The organism is Mycobacterium persicum (assembly GCF_002086915.1).
GTDB lineage: Bacteria > Actinomycetota > Actinomycetes > Mycobacteriales > Mycobacteriaceae > Mycobacterium > Mycobacterium persicum.
The window spans coordinates 5,368,186-5,390,103 of sequence record NZ_MWQA01000001.1; the positions used below are offsets into that span (position 1 = coordinate 5,368,186).

Here is a 21,918-nt window from a genome sequence, read left to right on the forward strand (position 1 = left end):
CGGGGTTACCGCGGCCAGCATCGGGCCGCCGCCCGGACCGGTGTACATGCGTGCCGAGTTGACTTCCGGTGGCAGCGCTGCGTAATCCATTGCGACACCTCCTCATGCGGCGGCGGCCGCGGTAACCCCGAGTGATTGCGTTGCTGCGGGCGGTGTTTCGGGTATCATGTGGGCGAATGGCATGGGTTGCTTCCTTCGAATGTGGTTCCGGTTCTTAGGGTGCCGGCGTCTGTGCGGACGGCTGGAGCGCACGGCTGTACGCACGACGATGACAGGTCGACGCGCGTGAAACATGACGCACTGAAAGATTTTTCAGCTCAGCAGGCAGTTGAGGCCAATTCATCCCGCGGCGGGGCGACGTGTCCGTTCAGCGGGTTTCTGCCTGAAAGTCCCTGGTGTGCAACGGTTGCCAGGCCAACCTGTCGTCAAACCGGCGACAGCGCGGTGGTGATCGCGGCTTGAGGCAGACCCAAGCCGTTTGGTCGACACCGCTCAGCCGGGGCGTCGGGACCAACCGGCGCGGTGGCTTACCCGTCGGCCCGCTCAAGCATCGGCATGGGCGCGGCGGGCGCCGGCGAAACGGAGCACCGGCCATGGCTTCACCTCAAGTGTCGGAAGCATGCTCTTAGAAAATACATAACTACAGTCGCCGTCCAGATGCAATCGGTTCGCAGGACAAATTTGCCAATGGTTGTCGCCAGGCGGTCAGACCCCGAAGGCGATCAGCGGGATGGCCGTCTCCGCGTCTGTCGCCGCACCGTGAAAACCGATGAGCCGAGCCGTTTCCGGAGGCTCGTGGGCGGTTGCCAGCACGGCCGTTTCGCCGCGGCAGATGACCACGATGTCGCCGATCCGCGGCAGGTGCCGCGGGGTCACCGGGCCGAACAGTCCCGTCGCCACCGCCTCCTGGCGGCTGTGCACGTCCGCCAGGCCGGCTAGTAATTCTCTCCAGGTGGCCAGCACATCGGCGGTGGCGCCGGGTTGGGTGTGCAGGTAGCGCACCCGCGGTTCGCCGGCCACCACCCGGATTCCCGCCGTCAGCCGCGGGTCGGCATCGAGGTCGAGCCGCGCACCCGCGGGCACGTTGAGCCCGCCATGGTCGGCGGTCACCAGCAGCGCCGCATCCGTGGGCAGCGCCTCGACCAGGCGGGTCAGCAGCTTGTCGACGTTGCTCGCCGCGGCGTGCCATTGCGTCGAACCGATGCCGAATAGGTGCGCCGCGGTATCGAGTTCGGCGGTGTAGCCGTAGACCAGCCCGGGCGCCGCGGCCAACTCACCGACAACCTGCTCGACGTAGTCGTGGTCCTGATGCGCGGCGCGAAGTTGCGCCCCCCGATACGCCGCGGCGGTCAGCCCGCTGCCGACAAACCACTGCGGCAACACGGCGCGCACCTCGACGCCGGCCCCGGTGAGTCGCTCGAACCAGGTCGGCAGCGGTTGCCATTGGGTGTGCGGCGGATCGTCGCGCCACCGGATGTGATTGAGCACCGTGCCGGTGCCCGGGATGTTGAGCGTGAAGCCCAGGATGCCATGTTCGCCGGGCTGGGCTCCGGTGGTCAAAGAGACCAGGTTGGTGGGTGTGGTGGACGGGAACGCGCAGTCGAGCCGGTGGAGCCGCCCGGCGGAACCGGCCAGGACGGCGGCCAGAAGTGGTGCGTCGCCGGCCAATTCGGGCAGCAGGTGCCAGCCCAACCCGTCGACGAGGATCACCAGGACGCGATCGACACGGCCGGCGCGGTCCACCAACCCCAGCTCGTCGATCGCCCCGGGGATCCCGAGCAGCGTGCCCGCGGCGGGCAGCACGTCGCAGATCGAACCGGTCGCCACGCTACACCGGCGCCAGGCGCCGGCTGGTCACCCGCAGTTGTCGGTCGGTGCTGTCGGCCAGCGCGCGCACCTGGTGCGGCCGCAGTCGCCCGCACAGCCGACCCCAGTGCACGGCGACGTCGTCACCGGCGGCGACGTCGGGCACCGCGCTGTACCCGTCCGCCCAGACGTCCAGCACCCGTGGCGAGGGTTCGGACAAACCCAGCGTCGCGCCGTCCCAAACCAGCTTTCGGCAGTGGATTTCGACGGCATCGCCGGTGTGGGAAAGGACTGTGCCCCAGGTGATCCGGCAGTTGTCCAAGACACTCACCGGGTGCTCGTCCATGCCCCGGCCCAGAAACCGGGTCCACGGATAGACGCCGAACACATGAAAGCAGTGATTGGCGGCGGCCTCGTCGGCCAGCTGCGGTGTGAGGTGCGACCAGTAGCGTCCCGCCTGCGGCCCGATGATGGCCAGCAGTTCCGCGAAGAACCGGGCGGGATCGAGTTCCGCGCCGACGCCGCCGCCGAGCCAATACGATTCAACCAGCCGGTAGTCCAGCGGGTCGGTGATGCCGGTCAGACGTGACAGCACCCGCAGGTACGGCCAAGCCCCGGAGAACTTCGTCGCCGCAACGCGCACGTCGTCGGCCGAGCCGTCTCGCAGGGTGGCTCCCAGAGGGGGACCGCAATAGCCCAGTGCGTTGGGGGCATAGGCGTACCGGGCGAACATCTCGGTGCCCGACTCGAGATCGCGGCTGATCGCGTCGGCCACCGTCACCCCCGCCCCGACGACCCCACCAGCTTGACGGCGTCACGGTGCATGCGACCGAAGTTGTAGTAGGCCGCACATGCTCCCTCCGGGGACACCATGCAGGTGCCGATCGGTGTCTCCGGGGTGCACGCGGTGCCGAAAACCTTGCATTCCCAAGGTTTGAGCACACCCTTGAGCACCTCACCGCACTGGCACGCCTTCGGGTCGGCCACCCGCACCCCGGGCATCGCGAACCGCAGCTCGGCGTCGAAGTCGGCGAAATCGTCGTGCAGCCGCAGCGCGCTTTGGGAGATGAAACCCAGCCCGCGCCATTCGAAGTGCGGACGCAATGCGAACACCTTGCCCATCAGCGCCAGTGCGGCCGGGTTGCCCTGCTCAGGCACCACCCGCTTGTACTGGTTTTCCACCTCACAACGGCCCTCACGGATCTGGCGCAGCAGCATCGCGACCGACGCCAGGATGTCCAACGGCTCAAACCCGGAGACCACCAACGGCTTTCCGTACACCTGCGGCACAAACCGGTATGGTCGGTTGCCGACGACGGTCGAAACATGGCCGGGGCCAATGAAACCCGACAGTCGCAGGTCCGGTGATTCCAGGATGGCCTTGATCGGCGGCACGATTGTCACATGGTTGCAGAACACAGTGAAGTTGGGCAACCCGAGGTCGCGGGCCCGCACCAGGGTGACCGCCGTCGACGGCGCCGTGGTCTCGAAGCCGATCGCGAAGAACACCACCTGCTTGTCCGGGTTGTCGACCGCGATCTTGAGCGCGTCCAACGGCGAATAGACGAAACGCACGTCGGCGCCACGAGCCTTGGCGTCCAGCAAGCTGCCGGCCGAGCCGGGCACTCGCATCATGTCGCCGAAGCAGGTGAAGACGACGTCGGGCTGGCCGGCCAGCCACATGGCGTCGTCGATACGGCCCATCGGGATCACGCACACCGGGCAGCCGGGGCCGTGCACCAGTTCGACGTTGTCGGGCAGCAGATGTTCGATCCCGTGCCGGTAGATGGTGTGGGTGTGCCCGCCGCACACCTCCATGAACTTGAAGTGTTCGGGGCCGGAGCCGGCCAGATGCTCGATCACCGTCAGCAGTTTGCGCGCCGCGGCCGGGTCGCGGAATTCGTCAACGAATTTCATGGTGTGGCACCCCTGTTCAGATGATCGCCGACGAATCGAAGGCTTCCATTTCGGTGGTGTAGGCGTCGCCCAGCTTCTGGATCGCGTCCAGGGTGAGCAGCGCCTCGGTCTCGTCGATCTTGGCCATCGCGAAACCGACGTGGATGAGCACCCAGTCGTCGGGTTCGGGCAGGTCGTCGTCGAGTAGTCGCACGCTGATCGTCCGCTGCACTCCGCTGACGTCGACTTTCGCCAGATAGTTTGCCGGGTCGGTGATCTCGACGATCCGCCCCGGAATGCCCAAGCACATATCGGCTCCTTCAGGTCAGCAGATTCGCGGCAACGGATCGCCGACCAGCATGTCGACAATCCGGGTACCGCCGAATCCGGTACGCAGTACTACGGTTTCGGCCGGTTCGGCGACGATTTCGCCTACTTCGGCCGCATCGGCGCCCAGCGGATGCGAGCGCACCGCGGCCAGCGCGGCTTCGGCTTCCGCCGGTGCGACGACGGCGACGAACTTGCCTTCGTTGGCGACGTAGAGCGGGTCAATGCCGAGCAGCTCGCACGCGCCGTTGACCATCGGCGCCACCGGAATCCGTTGTTCTTCCAGCAGCACCCCCAGCCCGCAGCCCTGGGCCAGTTCATTGCAGACGGTGCCCACTCCGCCGCGGGTGGCATCGCGCAGCCAGCGGGTCGACGGCGCGGCCGCCAGCAGCAATTCCACCAACGGGCTGAGCGAGGCGGTGTCGGAACGGATGTCGGCCTCGATCGCCAGATCGCCGCGGGCCAGCATGACGGCCATGCCGTGATCGCCCATCGACCCCGACAGCAACACCTTGTCGCCGGCGCGCACCGCGTCCGCGGACAGCCGCCGCCCGGCGGGAATGATCCCGGCTCCGGTGGTGGTGACGAACAGGCCGTCGGCGGCGCCCCTGGGCACCACCTTGGTGTCGCCGGTGACGATCTGCACCCCGGCCTTTGCGGCGGCGGCCGCCATGTCGGCGACGATTTCTTTGAGCTCGGCAATAGGGAAGCCCTCTTCGAGCACGAAGGCCACCGAGATCCAGGACGGCACGGCACCGGCCATCGCCAGGTCGTTGCAGGTTCCGTGCACGGCCAGCGCGCCGACCGAGCCACCGGGAAAACGCCTGGGCGCCACCACGAATGAATCGGTGGACATGGCAACCCGTTCGCCGCTGGGCAGCGGGAGCACCGCGGCGTCGCCCAGCGACTCCAGTGCCGGGTTGCGGAACGCCTCCACGAACACCGCATCGACCAGCGCCGCCGAGGCCTTGCCTCCGGCTCCGTGGGCCAGGGTGATGTGCTCGTCGAGCAGCCGGGGCCGTCGCCGGCGGAACGACTCGATGCGCTCGATGACCTCGCCCTCGGCGAAACGCGGCCCCGACGAACGGTATTCGCTTGCTGACGTGCTCATGCGGCCCCTCGATCCCGGCCGCCCCGTTCGTGGACCGCCACCCACAGTTGATAGCCCAGCAGCGCCTGCGATTCCTGGATCCGGTGCACGCTTTGGGACCGAACGATGAAGCAGGTATCCACATTGGGGTTGTCGGCGAAGGCGCCGCCGTCATATCCGGCGAAGCCGATGGTGTATAGGCCCCGTTGGCGCGCCTCGGCGAGCGCGGCCAGCAGGTTGGGCGAATTGCCGCTGGTCGACATGGCGATCGCGATGTCGCCGGCCTTCGCGCGGGCGATCAGCTGGCGGGCGAACACCAGGTCGAATCCGACGTCGTTGCCCAGGGCGGTCAGGATCGCCTGGTCGGCGGTCAACGACCAGGCCGGTAGCGGGGTGCCGATTGGCGGCCGGGCGAACAGCCGCGCCAGGGTGGTGGAATCGGTGCAGCTGCCGCCGTTTCCGAAGGTGAACAGTCGCCCGCCCGCCGCGAATCGGCGCGCCATTTCGGTGGCGGCCGCCGTCAGCAGGTCGGCGTTGGCGTCCAGGGTGGCGCGGCGCAGGGCCAGGCTTTCGGCGGCCTTCGCCCGCGCCGACGCGGCCAGGTCGGCCAGCAGCGATTCGGGGTTTTCCTCCTGTGCGTCGATGAACGGATACAGGAAGTTGGTCGGCTCGTCGCTCATCAGATGTGCTCCTCGAGCCGGCTGAGGGCCGTGCCGGCGTGCACCAGCACCAGATCGCCGGCCGCGACCGGGCCGACCAGCGTGGTCACCACATGCTCAACGCCGCGGGCGGTGCGCACGGCGGCCAGCCCCTCAGCCGAAGCGGTCACCACCTCGCCCAGGCGTCCCTCGTCGCTACAGGTGACGCAAACCTCTTCTGCGCATTCAGGTTTGAGTAGCCCTGGATGCTCGAAACATACATGGGTCAGTTCCCACAACACGTGGTAGAAGAGCACGAAGCCACCGGTTGCGGGCACCCGCGGGTCGGGGTCGTCAAGCCACAACACGTGATCGGCCGCACCGGCTTTCGGGCGCTCACCGCTACCGATCCACAGCGTGGTGGCACCCCAGGCCGGACTGCGTCGCATGATCGAGAGTACGTCGGGCTGGTCGGCGCCGGCGACCCCGACGACGATGTCGCCGGGCCGCACCGATACCCGCACCAGATCCACCAGGTCGGGTCCGGTCAGGGCCACCGCGGGCAGGGCGCGTTTGCCCATGATCACCGGATGGACGAACTCGACCGCGATGTGCAGGGCATGCGGTTCCCACGACGGCGCGATCGACCACAGGGTGGCTCCCGCGGCGAACCGCTTGGCCAGCGTGAACGCGGCGGCTGCCAGGTCGGCGGCCAACTCGGCAGTGAGTCCACGATCGATGCCGGTGGGAATGGTCATTGCTCGGCCGCCTCCGCTCCTATCAGCATCGAAATCACGGCCTGACCGAGCGCCAACCCACCGTCGTTCGGCGGCACTGTGTGGTGGGTCAGCACCTCGAAACCCTTGCGCTGCAACCGTTCCCGGCACGCACGCAGCAGCAGGACGTTCTGGAACACCCCACCGGTCAGGCCGACCAGGCGAACGCCGCCGGCCACTTGGGCGACCACCGTGGCGACGGCGTCGGCGACCGCCTGGTGGAAACATGCGGCCAGCAGCGCCGGTTGGGTGCCGGCACGCAGGGCCGACACCAGGGTTTGCACCATGGTGGCCGGATCGATGACCCCGTCGGCCCGTACCGTCAAGGGCAGCGAGGGCCCGGGCCGGTCACCGGCCGTCTCGGCCAGCGCTTCCAGTTCGATGGCGGCCTGGCCTTCGTAGTCGATCCGGTGACGCACCCCGAGTATCGACGCGACGGCGTCGAACAACCGGCCCATGCTCGAACACGGCACACAGCCGGTGCCGCTCTCCAATTGCGAACGGATGAGCCGCAATTCGTCGGGTGTCGCGGCGGCGACCGGCGCCAGATCCGGGGTCCAGTCGAGGTCGGCCAGCCACAGCTGCGACAGCGCCATCCGCCAGGGATTGCGCACCGCGGCGTCGCCTCCGGGCAGCGGCGCCGGCAACAGGTGCCCGGCCCGGACGAAGCGGTGGCTGTCGCGGCCGAGGACCAGGATCTCCCCGCCCCAGATGGTGGCATCGCAGCCGTAACCGGTGCCGTCGAAGGAGACTCCGACGACGGGTTCGCCGAGGCGCCGGTGGTCGGCCAGCAGCGACACCACGTGCGCATGGTGGTGCTGGATCAGATCGAGCGGCCGATCGCCGGCGTGCCGCTCCGCCCAACCCCGGGTGTGATACCCAGGATGCAGATCGGCGGCCAAACGCCTTGGCGCACCACGTATTTCGCTGAGCTGGCGCACCGCGCGCTCGAACGCGCACAGCGTCTCCCAGGTGCCCATGTCGCCGATGTGAGCGGACAGGTACGCGCGCCGGCCATCGGTGAGGCAGAACGTGTTCTTCAGTTCCCCGCCCACCGCCAGGACGGCCGGGCCGTCGCAGCGGAGCTCGACCGGCAGCGGCGCGTAGCCGCGGGAGCGGCGGATCGGCAGCTCGCGCCCGGACCCTCCCTCGCTGACCACCCGCACCACCGAGTCGTCACAGGGCACCTGGATGGGACGGTCATGGTCGAGCACCGCATCGCAGAGCGGCGAAAGTCGCTGTGCCGCATCGGTGTCGGTGAAACAGATGGGCTCGTCGGAGCGGTTGGCGCTGGTCAGCACCAGCGCGGTGGGCACCGGGCCGCCGCCACCGGGCACCGGCGCCAGCAGCAGGTGATGGATGGGGGAGTAGGGCAACATCAGCCCCAGCAGCGGACTGCCGGGCGCAACGGAATCGGCGACCGCGGCGGTGTCACGCCGGCGCAGCAACACGATGGGCCGGGCCGGGCCGGACAACACCGCCGCCTCGGTGTCGTCGACGTAGGCGTAGCGGCGGGCCACCTCCAGATCGCGCACCAGCATGGCAAACGGCTTGGCGCCCCGCGCCTTTCGTGACCGCAGCGAGCGCACCACCGCGTCGTCGTCGACCGCGCAGGCCAGGTGGTAGCCGCCGATCCCCTTGATGGCGACCACCGCTCCAGCTGCCAGCGCCTCTTGGGTGGCCGCCAGCGCCGCGTCGGAGCCGGTGACCCGCCCGGCCGCTGACCGGAACCACAGCGACGGCCCGCAGTCCGGGCAGGCGATCGGCTGTGCGTGGAACCGGCGATCGGAGGGGTCGTGATATTCGGCGGCGCAGCGCTCGCACATGGCGAACCCCGCCATGGTGGTACCCGGGCGGTCATAGGGCAGCGTGCGGATGACGGTGAACCGTGGCCCGCAGTTGGTGCAGGTGATGAACGGGTGCCGGTAGCGGCGGTCGTGCGGGTCGAACAATTCGGCGATGCAGTCGTCGCACACCGCGACATCGGGCGGAATCGGTGTCGTGGCACCGCCGACCGTCCGGCTGGCCACGATCCGAAATCCGGATGCGCTTGTCTCGGTTGCGATCTCGGTCACCGAGACCGAGCTGATCCGAGCCAGCGGCGGCGCCTGCGCACCCAACCGGCGGGCGAACTCGTCGAGCTGGGCGCGCCCACCCTGCACCTCCACGAAGACCGCGCCGGAATCGTTGCCGACGAACCCGGCCAGGCCGAGCTCGGTGGCCAGCACGTGGACGAACGGACGAAAACCGACCCCTTGGACCACACCGGTGACGGTGATGCGCCGCCGAAGGTCGTCGGAGCGCTGCAACAAGGGCGTGTCGGTCATGTCAATCGCCATCGGGATCGCGGCCCCGCCCCATCAGCTCCAGGCCGGCCATCGCCTGCTCGGCTCCGGCCCGGTCGGTCTTCTCGACCACGAAGCCCATGTGAATGATCACCCAGTCACCGGGTGCGAACGTCTCCTCCGGAAGCATGCCCACGTTGACTTTGCGCTGCTCGCCGGCGACATCGATCAGTGCCAGCTGCCCTTCATACCCGTCGAGCATCCTGATCACCTGACCGGGTATGCCCAGACACATGATCAGCACTCCTCTCGGATCGCTTCCGGGGCCGAGGTCGTTCGCAACGCCGCGACAATCTCCTCGACCGCGCGGGCGGCGCGGGGGACGGCCTTGGCGACGGGTTCGCTGAGCCCCATGCCTTCTTCGACGCTACCCGCCTCGCACCCGACGACGACGGTGTAGGGCGGCGTGCCCCCCAGCGCCCGCAGGTTGGCGAAGACGGTGGCCGGGTCCATGTTGTGCGCGTCCAGGCTCGTCGGGTCGGACCACCAGTCATGATCGGCCTGGAAGACGTGCAGGGCGCCCGGATTGCCGCGGCTGGGCACCGCGTCGACCAGCACCAGGGTGTCCCAGCCCTCGAGCAGGTCGTAGGCCAGATGCATGCCGCGGATGCCGTAGTCGACAACACGCACCTGCGAACCGTGCTGCGGAATCTCGGCGTGGCGCAGCACCTCGGAGCCGAAACCGTCGTCCCCCAGGAAGATGTTGCCGATTCCGGCGACCAGGATGCGCGCTGTCATGGGTTGACCGGGCCGGCTACATCCGCCGCAGCTTCAAGTAGCGGCGGGCATCTGGTAGTGATGTCACACCCAACGCCACCGCGACGGCCACCACCAGCGCGATGAGGGCAATGAACACCCAACCTAAGACGTCCATGGCGAACTCCTTTCACATGTTGTGAGTGTGCAGCGGTTCCACCTCGTCGGGGGAGAAGTACAGGTAGCGGCCGTACCACTCGTGCAGTTCGGCCGCCGGATCGTCGTCGACGACCACGGCGACGTGCGTGTTGCCGTCGACGTCCTGGTGCACCGACGCGACGCGGGCGGCCTTGCCGGCGACGAAGATGTCCTGCGCGTCGGCGTTGCGCCTCGGCCGTAACCGGACCCGGCTGCCCCGGGCGATCCGGACTCCGTTGACCAGCACCGCGTCGATCTCGGGACGCACCGCGTCGTCGGCCAGCGGATCCCACCAGTCGAGCCCCACGGGCACCTCCGGGACCAGCCCGGCAACCCCGTGCGGATCCCGCAGCACGCCGTGCAACCGGGCCATGTCCTGCGCCGACATGGCCTCGCACCGGTCGATGATCCGGGCGGCCCGCGGATCGGTGGCCCGCGCCTGAGCCTTTTCTTCGTCGGTCATGGTCATCACGCGCAGCGTCAGGATCTCGTCGATCTCGGTGCAGTCATACAGCTCGGTGCTGCTCTGTTCGGCGACTTCGGGGTGGTCGTAGAGGATGATCGGCGAAATCAGCAACAGGTCGTGGCTGCCCGGTGGCCCGGCCAGCACCGGGAAGCATCGGTGCTGGGTGCACCGCGACACCGCCCCGGATGCGGCCGGCGGTGGTTCGAGCAACGAAACAAACTGGCCGCCAACGACTTCGACGATAATATGAGTACCGATCAGCGACCGCGCCATCGCATCGTTCTTGTCGCAAGGGCTGGGACCGACGTTGGCGATATGTACCGAGACCCGGCGTAGCTCACCGTCGGGTTCGCTGCAGACGCTGAGCTCGCCACGCACCGCCCGGCGGTGGCGAACCAGACGGCCGCCGTCGACGGATTCGACGTCGGTCGCCTGCTGCGCCAGCACCGGCAGCGTCCACGGCTGGTCCTCGAATGCCAGCGGGCCGAAAGACCTTTCACATTCGACGGCTTCGTCCCAGGACAGCCACGATCCCGACGCCGTGGTCAGTTCGGCCACGGGTTCGAAGCCGCCGCCGGCACCTGCCCGCTCGGCGCGGCGGTGCTGCAGCTGCAGGAATCTCACCACCAGGGTGATCGCCCGGGCGCTGTCGACCAGGAACTGCGCCGCCATCGTGTCGTCTTCGCCCAGCCCGGCGCCGGCCGCCCCGGGTGGTCCCAGAACGCCGAACTGCCAACGGGATTGGTTTTTGCTCGACGTCCCGCGGTACGGGTAGAGCAGGTAGCCTTCGTAGAGCACTGCGTCGGCGACGGCGCGGGCGCGGTCCCAGCTGGAGGTCACGGGCTCGCCTCCCGTTGCGATGCCTCGGCCAATAGCGCGGTGAGAGCGTGGTCGAGGTCGAGCAGGCCGCGCTCCGACTTGTAGTGGGCCAGCGCGCTGATGGTGTCATGGCTGAGCCGCAGCCACCCGGTGTTCGGGTAGTGCTGGGCCATCAGCTCGCGCCAGACCGCGACCGGCATGTCGTAGCGGTCCTCGCAGTCCCAGGACACGTGCTGCACCGAGAAGCCGCGCTCAGATTTGACGAAAACCGTTCCACTGAACAGGAATTGGAGGGGGATGGCGCCGCCGCGCAGCGCGTGCAGGTACTTGGCCGCGGCCACCTCGAAGTCGTAGGTGCAATCCAAGGGCAGCGCCGCGGTGGTGTGGCCGGTGAAACCCGGAACCATGGCGGTGCAATGCTGCCACAGGAAGGTGCGTTGGGTGTGTGCCCAGCGTTCCCGGGGTCCGAACAAGTCGAGCAGTCCGGCGGCTTCGTCGTCGCAGTAGGAACGCCGCAGCGGTTCGATGCGGACCTGGCAGCGCAGCGCGATGGCGTGCACCGGGTCGTCGTAGCCGGCGGCGACGTCGATGCGGGCGGTGAGCACCGGGCTGACGGTGTACGGCTCCGGCGCCACGTCGAGTACGGCGAACATCAGGTCCATCGGCTGGGTCACCGCGGCGTCTCCCGTGCTTGCGCGGCGACCCGCTCGAAGAAGCCGTCGATGAATTCCCGCGCCTGCTGGCCGCCGTCGAAGCCGCGCCACAGCAACCGCAACCGGCCGACGAATTCATAGCAGGCGTCGATCGGCACCAGAAAGCTTTGCGGGGGGCCGGATTCGGGGACCCGCACCAAGAGCGCCTCCACATCGTCGGTCACTAGGCTGAGCCGGGGGTCGGCCCCGCCGAGGGCGTTCCAGGCGTCGAGGTCCAATTCCGATTCGGTGGCGCCGGCCGGACCCGGGTAGAAGGCGACGGTGCGGCCGAGGGCGGAGTTGGTGAAGAAGAAGGCCACCCCGACCGGAATCTGCAGGGCCTCCCAGGTGCGCCGGCCCAGCGCGAAATCGGGGAACGCCAGATACCGGTCGGGCACGGCGCGGTAGCGCAGCTCGGCTTCGGAGTCGGTGAACAGCAGATAGCAGCCGCGGCAGACGCACATCAGTTGTCGCCCAGCCACATTCACCACATGCTGATGCTCGTCGGGTATCGGCTCCGAACACATCTCGCATCGTTCGTCGGCCGGCTCGGGGGCCCGCTGATTGGTCCTGATCCGGGCCAGGACGTCATAGGGACTCGTCATGCCGGAGCTCCCATGGCTTCGGTCACCGCGCAGGGTAGTGCCACCGAGAGCACGCCGTCGCGGGGCAGCAGCGGCACCGGGTCGAGGTGGGCCCCGTTCGCACCGGCACCCGCGCGCACCACGTCGAATCCGGTGTCGCAGCGTGGGCAGCGCAGCAGTGCGTCGCACAGTTCCGCGCCGGCCAGCGTGTCGTCACACACCGGACAGTGGTCGCGATAGGCGAAGGTTTGGTCGCCGACCCGGCACGCCAGCAACGTGGTTCCGTCGACCAGGAAACCGCCGGCCTCGCCGGGCGCCAGGTCGTCCAGCTCCGGCACCGGGTGCCAGGAGGTGGCGTCATGGCCGTTGGAATGCACTCGCGCCAAGAGGGTTTCGGCCGCAATGACGGTGCCGGGCTTGGTGCTGGCGACCACCTCGATCGAGCAGATCTCCGGGGCGGCCGTCCGGATAGCGTCCTGCACTGCCAACTCGAGCGTCACCGCAGACGACGGGCAACTCTTGCAGCTCCCGGTGAACGCCAACCGGACGACGGTATCGGTGACCTCGAGCAGGTCGACGTCGCCACCGTGGGAACCCAGGTAGGGTCGCACCCGCTCCAGCGCGTCGGTCACCCGCCGGTGCACGTCATGCGGGTGCAGGCCGTGTACCAGGAGCAGGCTGGCCACCAGGTCGTCGGTGGCCAGCCGCTCGGCCGAACCGGGGTCGTCCAGCACGTGCATGATCCGCTCCAGCCCGGCTCCGTAAAGCCCGACCACCTCGCGGACCAGCTGTTGGGCGCGTTCGTGCGCGGCCGTCCCGCCCGCCGCGCACGAATCCAGCAAGGTCTGGATTCGATCGCCCGCGGTGCGCCAATGTGTGTCGTTGTCGGGGGTATCCGGGCGATCGGCCATGCGTCACTCCTTTTGATGGTGATGACCCGGCCCCCGCAAGCCGGAGGTGCCCCCAGCGCCCGGCTTCGCCGCGCTATCGATCATCGCGCCTCGATGGGTGACTGCGTCGGCGTGTGCAGTTTCTCCAGCGTCTTGCCCTTGCCCAGGTACATGTGCACGCCGCAGGGCAGGCACGGATCGAAACTGCGCACCGTGCGCATCACGTCGATGCCCTTGAAGTTCTCCCGGCTGTTCTCCTCGAAGATCGGCTGACCCTGCACCGCGTCTTCGTAGGGGCCCGGTGTGCCGTAGCTGTCGCGCGGGTTGGCGTTCCACGGGGTGGGCGGATACGGGTGATAGTTGGCGATCTTGCCGTCGCGGATCACCATGTGGTGGCTGAGCACGCCGCGCACCGCTTCGGTGAAGCCGCAGCCGATGGCCTCGTCGGGCACCTCGAAGCGCTCCCAGGTCTTGGTGCGTCCGGCGCGGATTTCCGCCAACGCCTTCTCGGCGAAGTGCAACGCGCACGCGGCGGCGTAGGCCTGGAAGTAGGTGCGCGCCCGGTCACGTTCGATGGTGTTGCTGCCGTGCCTGGGCACCTTCCACTCGAATTCGACCGGACCCTTCAGGGCGGTCTTGGGCAGGTTGATCTTGACGCTGTTGCCGGTCGCCTTGACGTAGCCGATGTCGACCAGGCCGGCCAGCGCCGTGGCCCACAGCCGGGCCAGCGGGCCGCCGCCGGTGTCCAGAGCCAGATGGTCCTTGCCGTCGAACCAGCGCGGCGACATCACCCAGCTGTACTTGCCGCCGTCCATATCCCGCTTCTGCGGATGGGGGTTGGTGTGCTGGTTCCACGGGTGGCGTCGGTCCACAGCGTTGCCCAGCGGGTCGGTCCTGACGAACATCTCCTGGTCGGTCCAGTCGTCGTAATACGAACTGCCCAACAGGATTCGGATGCCCAGGTTGATGTCCACCAGCGAGTGGGTGACCAGTTTGCCGTCGACCACCACGCCCGGGGTGACGAACATGGCGTTACCCCAACGCTCCATGTCCTTGTACGCGAAGTTGCACACCTCGGGATCCTGGAACGAGCCCCAGCAGCCCAGCAGCGTGCGGCGCAGGCCGACCTTCTCGTAGCCGGGCAGGGCGTCGTAGAAGAAGTCGAACAGGTCGTCGTGCATCGGTACGACCTTCTTCATGAACTCGACGTAGCGCATCAGCCGGGTCATGTAGTCGGTCATCAGCTGGACCGTGGCGGTGGTTCCGATGCCACCCGGGTACAGCGTCGACGGGTGTACGTGGCGACCCTCCATGAGGCAGAACATTTCGCGGGTCCAGCGGCTGACTTGCAGGGCCTCCCGGTAGAACTCGCCGCTGAACGGGTTGAGCGAGCGCATGATCTCGGCGATGGTCTGGTAGCCGTGCGCGTCAGCGTGCGGCGCCGCGGTTTTCTCCGCCTTGGCCAGCACCCCTGGATTGGTTTCGGCGACCATCTTCTCGCAGAAGTCCACGCCGACCAGGTTCTCCTGGAAGATGTTGTGGTCGAACATGTATTCGGCGGCCTCGCCGAGGTTGATCAGCCATTCACCGAGGTGCGGCGGCTTGACCCCGTAGGCCATGTTCTGGGTGTAGCAGGAGCAGGTGGCGTGGTTGTCGCCGCAGATGCCGCAGATGCGGCTGGTGATGAAGTGGGCGTCGCGGGGATCTTTGCCCTTCATAAATATCGAGTAGCCGCGGAAGATCGACGAGGTGCTGTGGCACTCGACGACTTCTTTGTTCTCGAAGTCGATCTTGGTGTAGATGCCGAGGCTGCCCACGATCCGGGTGATCGGATCCCAGGACATTTCGACGAGCTGGCCGGGTTCGCGCTTGGCGGTGGTCGGCTCGGGGACGATAGTGGTCATCGAAATCTCTCCGTCCGAGATGCTGAGTTGAGTTGCGGCGCCGCGCCTACCAGGTTCTCCGGGCTCCAGTGGTGAGTTGGGTGCCCTTGTGGCGCCAGCGTGGTTCCTTGTCGACGGTGCGCGCCGTGATACCCCTCAGGTTGCGAATCACGGTTCCGTACAGACCCGACGCGGTGGTGGACACCTTGCCGCCCGGCGGCTCGTCCATGAACGGCATAAACTTGTCCGGGAAGCCCGGCATCGTGCAGCCGATGCAGATGCCGCCGACGTTCGGGCACCCACCGACACCGTTGATCCAGCCGCGCTTGGGCACGTTGCATTTCACAACGGGACCCCAACACCCAAGCTTCACAATGCATTTCGGCGAACCGTATTCGGTGGCGAAGTCACCCTGCTCGTAGTAGCCGGCTCGGTCGCAGCCCTCGTGCACGGTTTGGCCGAACAACCACTTGGGCCGCAGCGCGTCGTCGAGCGGAATCATCGGCGCCTGGCCGGTGGCCATGTAGAGCAGGTAGGTCAGCGTCTCGGAGAGGTTGTCGGGATGGATCGGACAGCCGGGCACGCACACGATCGGGATACCGGCCTTGCTCTTCCAGTCCCAGCCGAGGTAGTCGGGAACACCCATCGCGCCGGTGGGGTTGCCGGCCATCGCGTGGATGCCGCCATAGGTGGCGCAGGTCCCGACGGCGACGACCGCGGTGGCCTTGGGTGCCAGCCGGTCGAGCCACTCGCTGGTGGTCATCGGCTGGCCGGTGGCCGGATCATTGCCGAACCCGCACCAATAGCCCTCGTCCTTGATCTTTTCGTTGGGTATCGACCCTTCGACAACGAGCACAAAGGGCTCCAACTCGCCGCGATCGGCTTTGAAGAACCAGGCGAGGAAGTCGTCGGCCCCGCCGGTCGGTCCGCATTCGAAATCGATCAGCGGCCAGTGGACGGCGACCTTGGGGAGGCCGGGAAGCGCTCCCAGGGCGATTTCCTCGACGCTGGGCTGGGTGGCGGCAGTCAACGCCACCGAATCGCCGTCACAGCTGAGACCTGCGTTGATCCACAGAACGTGAATCAACGTTTCTTCTGCGTTGACTGCTGCTTCTGTAGGCATAGTGCAGCTTTCCGGGGTGAGCTGAAGCCCCTGACGCTGCCGGAGTCGACCGTCGGCCCACTTGCGCAGCGCTATTTCTGGGTCTACTCCGTGTCGTTGTGCCTTGTCAATGGTTCGCAGGTGGCAACCGATTCGGCATTTGGTCGACGGCTGTTGCATAGCCTGTCTTTGTTCTTTACCGTCAGTGCCAGAACGGAATTCGCAATTCGGCTAGGCGCTTGATCGTTGCGAATAGTTTGCAGTTGACGATTCGTCAACGCGTTAGGCCATCCTCTCCAGGGGGCGCGCCGCGGGCGAACCGGCGTAGCCAACCGAACCAGGCGGCCATCCCCGCACCCGTGCGCGCACTGACCGGCAAGATCGCCGCGGTGGTATTCACTTGGCGAACATGGGCGATATAGGCCTCCACATCGGCGTCCAGGTAGGGCACCAGGTCAATCTTGTTGAGCAGCACCACATCCACCGAGCGAAACATCACCGGATACTTCAGCGGTTTGTCCTCGCCTTCGGTGACGGAGTAGACCATGGCCTTCGCGTGCTCGCCGACGTCGAATTCGGCAGGGCAGACCAGGTTGCCGACGTTTTCGATGATCACCAGGTCCAGGCCGGGCAGGTCCAGACCCGGCAGGGCGCGGTTGACCATGGGTGCGTCCAGATGGCATTCGCCGCCAAAACCGTTGCTGGTGTTGAGCAGTGACACCTGGGCGCCGCGGCCGCTGAGTTTGGCGGCATCCAGGTCGGTGGCGATGTCGCCCTCGATGATCCCGATTGCGAACTCGCCGGCGAGCTCGTCGAGCGTGGCCTGCAGCACGGTGGTCTTTCCCGACCCGGGGGAGCTCATGAGGTTGAGCGCGCGGATGCCGTTGCTGTCGAATGCCACCCGGTTGATAGTGGCGCGCGCGTCGTTCTCGGCGAAGATGTCTTCGAGGACGTCGATGCGTGCAGCGCCGGTCTGGTATCCGGTGTGGTCCCCGTGGTCATGGTCATGGTCATGGTCGCCGTGGTCATGCTCGTGGATGTGCACAGTGCCGTCGTCGTGGCGGTGAAATCTACCCATTTCCAACACCTTTCACGAGACATCGAGCGACGTCACCAGAAATTCGTTGCCGCGCACCACCTCGACGTCGGGACTGTCGCAGTGCGGGCACCAGATCGACCAGGCCGAGGTGATTTCCGACTGCCGGCCGCAGGCACCGCAGCGGACCTCGGCGGTGACACATTCCAGTTCCAGCTCGGCGTCCGGCATGTCCGCCGAGTCGCGGACCAGCGTCCAGCAAAACGACAGCGACTCCGGAACCACCTGCCGAAGCGCGCCGACTCGCACCCGGACGACGTCGACGTGGCGTCCGTCGGAATGCGTCTTGACCACGCCGGCGATCGCTTCGCACAGGGCGAGTTCATGCATGACCGTGCTCGGCGCAGCGTCGACGGGGGGGCCGAAGCACCACGGTGCTCATGAGCATGTTCTACACCGTCCACGGTCAATCAAGCTATCGCCAATGGCGAGGACCGGCTTTCAGATCGACGCTGACGCCGGAGCGACATCACGTACCGCAAAGGATTGCGCCTGGTCAATGACCTGCGAGGCCGTCTCGCCGAACCCCATCGATCCAATTATTCGTCTTCACTGCTTCTGATTGTGGTGTGGATCGTCTGTTCCGTTGTCTGCCTTAGCATTCCAGGTCCCGGGGATCATCGGCGTCCGTGCGCCGTCGCCGAGGCCGCTGCCGTCAAGCGTGGCGAAACCCGCCGCTTCGACGAGTGTCTGGGTGCGGGCGGTGCCGCGGGATCCCAGCGGCCCCGCACCCCACGCCGACTCACCCGAAACCTGCAGTTCGTCGGGTCGGGGAGCGGCCAGGTTCCCATCGAGCTCCATCTCGGCGAACTCGTCGCGATGTCCCCGTTCGTTGGTCGGTGTCCGTCGGCGCCGACGAGCGCGAGCCTCCCGCCGATCCGATGCCTGCGCGGCCGCGGCGGCCGCGGCCGAATCGGAAGCTGGCTCCTTCGTCTGGGCACGGGTCGAAAGTCGCGAATCTGACCCGATGGTCGGGCCGCCGACGACGAAGGGGGGAAACCCTTCGATACCGGCCGCTGGTGTCGGCGCAGGGGTCGACGCGGCGATGCCGGCAGGTGGCGCTGGCGCCGAGGCCGGAGCCGTTGCCGAGGCGGTGGCCGTCGGAAGCGTTGGAGCTATCCCGGCGACCGGCAATGTCATCGGTAGCATCAGCACCGGCTCCGGACCGGGTACCGGGATCGCGGCAACCTGGGTGGCAGCCAGGCCGGCAAGTCCGGCGAAGCCCGTTGCCGCCCCCAAGGTGGCGATGGTTTGGCCGAGGGCAACCGCCAACAGCTGCGGGGACTGGGCTAGCCAGGTGACGATCTGCATGATGTGCGTTGGCAAATCGAACACCAAGATACTGAACAGGAACTCAACCGCCGCCACCGGATTGGTGAAGAGGAGCCGCCAAAATTCCTCGCCGTCCTGAAAGAATTCGAGGGCGCGAGCTAACCACCAGATTGGTTGTCCGGGGTTCGTGTACGCGTCGTAGGGCAACCCGTTGAGGGTGCCGTTGGCGGGGTCCCAGATGATGCGGCCGCCGCTGATCACTTTCAGAATTTCGGCGATGAGGTTGTCTATCGGGGTGGCGTGGCCTGAGTCGCCGGCCTTCCCGGACTCCTGGGCCGGTGTGTTCGATTTCAGGATCGGCGGGGCGGGCCCAGTCTGTGGGATCGATGTCACCGCGCTTCCGGATATTGCTTGATAGGTCGCCATAGTCGTTGCGGCCTGAATCCACATACGCACATAGTCGGCCTCATTGAGCGCAATGGGGATGGTGTTGATCCCGAAGAAATTTGTCGCCACCAAACCTGCGTGGCTGACATGATTGGCGGCTAATTCAGGCAGAGTTGGCATGGCCGCCAATGCGGCCGTGTATGCCGCGGCCAGGGTCTGGTGGCGGGCGGCCGCTGTCGCGCTGTCGGCACTCGCCTGCGTCAACCAGGCCAGGTAGGGACCGTAGGCGGCCACGAATGCGTCGGCACTGGGCCCCCGCCACACCCCGGCCTGCACCGCGGCCAACAACGTTCCCAGTTCTGCTGCTACCGAGGCGTATTCGTCGCTCAGTGAGGACCATCCCGCCGCGGCCGTCAGCAACGGCTCTGGACCCGGGCCGCTATTCAGCAACGCTGAATGCACCTCCGGAGGAGAGGCCAGCCACACCGGCGCGGTCATAGTCCCGCGCTGAGGTAGGAGACGGCCGCCACCGTGTCGCCGGTTGCGTAAGTGGTAGCGGACTCGGCTACCGCGACACCTGAGCGGCCGAGATCCTCGACGCCCTGCGCCGCCACGGCAGCGTGTGCGCTGCCACGAACACCGGCCTCGACTGCGCTTTGCACCGACACCGGATCTGCAGCCGGCGCGGCCACCACGGTGATCAGCGGAACCGCGGCTGCATGCGCCGCTGCCAGCCGTGTGGTCAGTGCTTCGATGGCCGCGCTCGCGGCGATCAGCCCTTCCGGAACAACGCTCAACGTCACGACGTTCCCTCCATCTTCGCGCATCAACTTCGCGTAGCCTACTATTGAACATGAAAATCATTACCATATAGTTCCCGGGTTAGGCGGGCTCCGCGGTGGATCTGCGTTCCCCGATGCGGGACGCCGGCGAGCAGGACCACGGCAGGGTGAGCTGCGAGACGCACGGGGCCCAGCCGGGCCGCCGCGGGCGGCATGATGGCGCATCCGCCGGGGCGGACAGACCTTCCCATGGCCCAGGCGCAGGGTTTAACGAGTGGACACGTGGTGTTGCACCGACAAGACGGCGCTTGCCGTCAGTTTCCGAATCCCCAGGGTCCTACGACAGGCGTACAACGTTGGGTCGTAACTCGGGACGCCGTTTGCATGACGTTTACTCGGACTGGCCGCGGCGCCGCCGAGGCGCCACACTACGCACGGAATCACGTTGCGCTGCTGGCCGCGCGCTCGACCGCCGGCGCCCACTTTTCTTCGATGCGGCCGAGGCGCCATACCAGCAGAGCGACGGCCCAGGTGACCACGAACATGGCGACGACCGCGAAGCCCACCACGTTCAGGTCCAATCCGGCGATCCACCTCCAGAACGGGCCCCGCCAGCCGAATTCGTCGGCGACGAGGCCGAGCAGTTCGACGCTGCCGATCAGCAACGCGACCGCTACCGACAGTGCGGTGATGGTGATGTTGTAGTAGATCTTGCGCACCGGATTGGAGAATGCCCAGCCGTAGGCGAAGTTCATGAACGAACCGTCGATGGTGTCCAGCAGGCACATGCCCGCGGTGAACAACACCGGCAGGCACAGGATGGCGTACCAGGGCAACCCGGCTGCCGCGCTGGTGCTCGCCAGTACCAGCAGCGCGATTTCGGTGGCGGTGTCGAAGCCCAGCCCGAACAGCAACCCCACCGGATACATATGCCAGGACTTGGTAATCGCCTTGGTGAACCGCCCGAGGAATCGGTTGATCAGTCCTCGGCTGTCCAGCTGCTGCTCCAGCTCGGCTTCATTGAACTCGCCACGACGCAACCGGGCGAACACCCGCAGGATGCCGGCCAGGACAATGACGTTGAGCACGGCGATCAGATACAGGAACACTCCGGACACGCCGGTGCCGATCAGGCCGGTGTAGTGGTGCAACGACGACGAATCTTGCCGAACCGGTCCGACGATGGTCTTGACTCCGGTCGCCAGTAATACCGCCAGAGCGAAGACGACGGTGGAGTGGCCCAGCGAGAAGAAGAACCCCGCGGCCAGCGGCCGCTGCCCGTCGTTCATCAGCTTGCGGGTGGTGTTGTCGATGGCGGCGATGTGGTCGGCATCGAAAGCGTGCCGCATGCCGAGCATGTATGCAGTCAAGCCGATGCCAATGCCAAATGCCTTGCCGCCCAAGGCAAGTTGTGCGGGCTCCACCAAGGCGACGAGGGTGATCCAACCAACCAGGTGCAGTGCGACGATGACGGCCAACATCGATCCCAGGCGCCACCACTCCGCTGGCGCCAGTACGCCGAGCACCCGGGAAAAACCTGTCAACTGTGAGGGATGTGACGGGCCCCGGTCGAGTTCGCTACGGGCCATGTTGGTCCTTGCAACGGCGGGCGGAACGCAACAGGCACGACTGTAGGTGTCGCCCCGCCTTATTGCAAGTCACTTGCAGAAGCACCGGGGTGGTTGCCGGTGAAAAGCGCGGTGCGTGCTACGCGCTGGCTGCGCCGGTCCCAGATGCCGCGGCGCGGTGGTTGCGCCGGGCGGCGATGAACGCCGCCCAGGACTTCACCTCGGGGTGCTGCTTGAGGAGGGCACGTCGCTGGCGTTCTGTCATGCCGCCCCAGATCCCGTATTCGACGCGGTTGTCGAGAGCATCGGCCGCGCACTCGAGAATCACCGGGCAGTTCCGGCAGATCGTCGCCGCTTCCCGCTGGGCGGCGCCGCGCACGAACAATTCCTCCGGGTCGATGTCGCGGCACCGGGCTTTGGACACCCACGCGGCCCGGGCGTCGGCGTCCGAGCCGCAGGGAAGGCGGTGAACTGCAGTAATGGCGCCGGTTTGGGCGGCGTCGCTCCGGATTTTTGGCACGAGATTCCCCCAACGCTTGCGACCGGCGTCAACAGATGAACTTTTCGAACGGCCTGTTGTGCCCGCGACCAAGTGCGCGTCCGCG

At 67.1% G+C, this 21,918-nt stretch carries 24 protein-coding genes; all 24 read right to left on the reverse strand.

Annotation, left to right across the window (positions count from 1 at the left end):
- Positions 1-90: PPE domain-containing protein (locus B4U45_RS24325; protein ID WP_219859579.1), on the reverse strand; the 90-nt coding region annotated here is incomplete at its 3' end.
- 615 nt (positions 91-705) lie between these two features.
- On the reverse strand, positions 706-1,827 hold the full coding sequence (locus tag B4U45_RS24330) for an alkaline phosphatase family protein (RefSeq protein WP_083154590.1): 1,122 nt from the start codon (positions 1,825-1,827) through the stop codon (positions 706-708).
- A 1-nt stretch (position 1,828) separates the two neighbouring features.
- Positions 1,829-2,587, reverse strand: coding sequence for a DUF6390 family protein (locus B4U45_RS24335; RefSeq protein ID WP_082275551.1), 759 nt, complete (start codon positions 2,585-2,587; stop codon positions 1,829-1,831).
- Entirely contained in the window at positions 2,584-3,723 is a 1,140-nt protein-coding gene (gene hypD / locus B4U45_RS24340) for a hydrogenase formation protein HypD (protein ID WP_075548534.1), read from the reverse strand. Before hypD ends, B4U45_RS24335 begins: the two co-directional genes overlap by 4 nt.
- Before the next feature lie 16 nt (positions 3,724-3,739).
- A complete protein-coding gene (locus tag B4U45_RS24345) occupies positions 3,740-4,012 on the reverse strand; it encodes a HypC/HybG/HupF family hydrogenase formation chaperone (protein ID WP_075548535.1) in 273 nt (90 codons plus the stop codon).
- A gap of 15 nt (positions 4,013-4,027) precedes the next feature.
- On the reverse strand, positions 4,028-5,140 hold the full coding sequence (gene hypE, locus B4U45_RS24350; protein WP_082275552.1) for a hydrogenase expression/formation protein HypE: 1,113 nt from the start codon (positions 5,138-5,140) through the stop codon (positions 4,028-4,030).
- Complete coding sequence (locus tag B4U45_RS24355) at positions 5,137-5,799, reverse strand: D-sedoheptulose-7-phosphate isomerase (protein WP_075548536.1); 663 nt, start codon at positions 5,797-5,799, stop codon at positions 5,137-5,139. Before B4U45_RS24355 ends, hypE begins: the two co-directional genes overlap by 4 nt.
- The gene (locus tag B4U45_RS24360) at positions 5,799-6,515 is read right to left on the reverse strand and encodes a HypC/HybG/HupF family hydrogenase formation chaperone (RefSeq protein ID WP_075548537.1); all 717 of its coding nucleotides are present in this window, start codon (positions 6,513-6,515) and stop codon (positions 5,799-5,801) included. Before B4U45_RS24360 ends, B4U45_RS24355 begins: the two co-directional genes overlap by 1 nt.
- Positions 6,512-8,860, reverse strand: a complete 2,349-nt coding sequence (gene hypF / locus B4U45_RS24365) for a carbamoyltransferase HypF (RefSeq protein WP_075548538.1) — start codon at positions 8,858-8,860, stop codon at positions 6,512-6,514. The genes B4U45_RS24360 and hypF overlap by 4 nt, the downstream gene beginning before the upstream one ends.
- 1 nt (position 8,861) lies before the next feature.
- Positions 8,862-9,113, reverse strand: coding sequence for a HypC/HybG/HupF family hydrogenase formation chaperone (locus B4U45_RS24370; protein WP_083154604.1), 252 nt, complete (start codon positions 9,111-9,113; stop codon positions 8,862-8,864).
- Between the two features lie 2 nt (positions 9,114-9,115).
- Positions 9,116-9,616: a hydrogenase maturation protease gene (locus B4U45_RS24375; protein WP_075548539.1), complete on the reverse strand. Its 501-nt coding sequence runs from the start codon at positions 9,614-9,616 to the stop codon at positions 9,116-9,118.
- 16 nt (positions 9,617-9,632) lie between these two features.
- On the reverse strand, positions 9,633-9,752 hold the full coding sequence (locus B4U45_RS30575) for a DUF6893 family small protein (RefSeq protein ID WP_089025157.1): 120 nt from the start codon (positions 9,750-9,752) through the stop codon (positions 9,633-9,635).
- Between the two features lie 12 nt (positions 9,753-9,764).
- The gene (locus tag B4U45_RS24380) at positions 9,765-11,078 is read right to left on the reverse strand and encodes a hypothetical protein (protein WP_075548540.1); all 1,314 of its coding nucleotides are present in this window, start codon (positions 11,076-11,078) and stop codon (positions 9,765-9,767) included.
- Positions 11,075-11,719, reverse strand: a complete 645-nt coding sequence (locus B4U45_RS24385) for a DUF6084 family protein (protein ID WP_075548566.1) — start codon at positions 11,717-11,719, stop codon at positions 11,075-11,077. Before B4U45_RS24385 ends, B4U45_RS24380 begins: the two co-directional genes overlap by 4 nt.
- Positions 11,720-11,727: 8 nt before the next feature.
- Positions 11,728-12,354, reverse strand: coding sequence for a DUF5947 family protein (locus B4U45_RS24390; protein ID WP_075548541.1), 627 nt, complete (start codon positions 12,352-12,354; stop codon positions 11,728-11,730).
- Positions 12,351-13,244 carry a NifU family protein gene (locus tag B4U45_RS24395; RefSeq protein ID WP_075548542.1) on the reverse strand — a complete coding sequence of 298 codons (894 nt, stop codon included), beginning with the start codon at positions 13,242-13,244 and terminating at the stop codon, positions 12,351-12,353. Before B4U45_RS24395 ends, B4U45_RS24390 begins: the two co-directional genes overlap by 4 nt.
- An 80-nt stretch (positions 13,245-13,324) precedes the next feature.
- Positions 13,325-15,127: a nickel-dependent hydrogenase large subunit gene (locus B4U45_RS24400; protein ID WP_075548543.1), complete on the reverse strand. Its 1,803-nt coding sequence runs from the start codon at positions 15,125-15,127 to the stop codon at positions 13,325-13,327.
- Between the two features lie 46 nt (positions 15,128-15,173).
- Entirely contained in the window at positions 15,174-16,229 is a 1,056-nt protein-coding gene (locus B4U45_RS24405) for an NADH-quinone oxidoreductase subunit B family protein (RefSeq protein WP_075548544.1), read from the reverse strand.
- A gap of 253 nt (positions 16,230-16,482) precedes the next feature.
- Complete coding sequence (hypB, locus tag B4U45_RS24410; protein WP_075548545.1) at positions 16,483-17,286, reverse strand: hydrogenase nickel incorporation protein HypB; 804 nt, start codon at positions 17,284-17,286, stop codon at positions 16,483-16,485.
- 12 nt (positions 17,287-17,298) lie between these two features.
- Positions 17,299-17,634, reverse strand: a complete 336-nt coding sequence (locus B4U45_RS24415) for a hydrogenase maturation nickel metallochaperone HypA (RefSeq protein WP_075548546.1) — start codon at positions 17,632-17,634, stop codon at positions 17,299-17,301.
- Positions 17,635-17,853: 219 nt separating this feature from the next.
- Positions 17,854-19,461 carry a PPE family protein gene (locus tag B4U45_RS24420; protein WP_083154596.1) on the reverse strand — a complete coding sequence of 536 codons (1,608 nt, stop codon included), beginning with the start codon at positions 19,459-19,461 and terminating at the stop codon, positions 17,854-17,856.
- The gene (locus tag B4U45_RS24425; RefSeq protein WP_075548548.1) at positions 19,458-19,766 is read right to left on the reverse strand and encodes a PE family protein; all 309 of its coding nucleotides are present in this window, start codon (positions 19,764-19,766) and stop codon (positions 19,458-19,460) included. The genes B4U45_RS24420 and B4U45_RS24425 overlap by 4 nt, the downstream gene beginning before the upstream one ends.
- A 419-nt stretch (positions 19,767-20,185) precedes the next feature.
- The gene (gene nicT, locus B4U45_RS24430) at positions 20,186-21,334 is read right to left on the reverse strand and encodes a Nickel transporter NicT (RefSeq protein ID WP_075548549.1); all 1,149 of its coding nucleotides are present in this window, start codon (positions 21,332-21,334) and stop codon (positions 20,186-20,188) included.
- Positions 21,335-21,452: 118 nt separating this feature from the next.
- Entirely contained in the window at positions 21,453-21,794 is a 342-nt protein-coding gene (locus B4U45_RS24435) for a WhiB family transcriptional regulator (RefSeq protein ID WP_075548567.1), read from the reverse strand.
- Between the last annotated feature and the right edge of the window lie 124 nt (positions 21,795-21,918).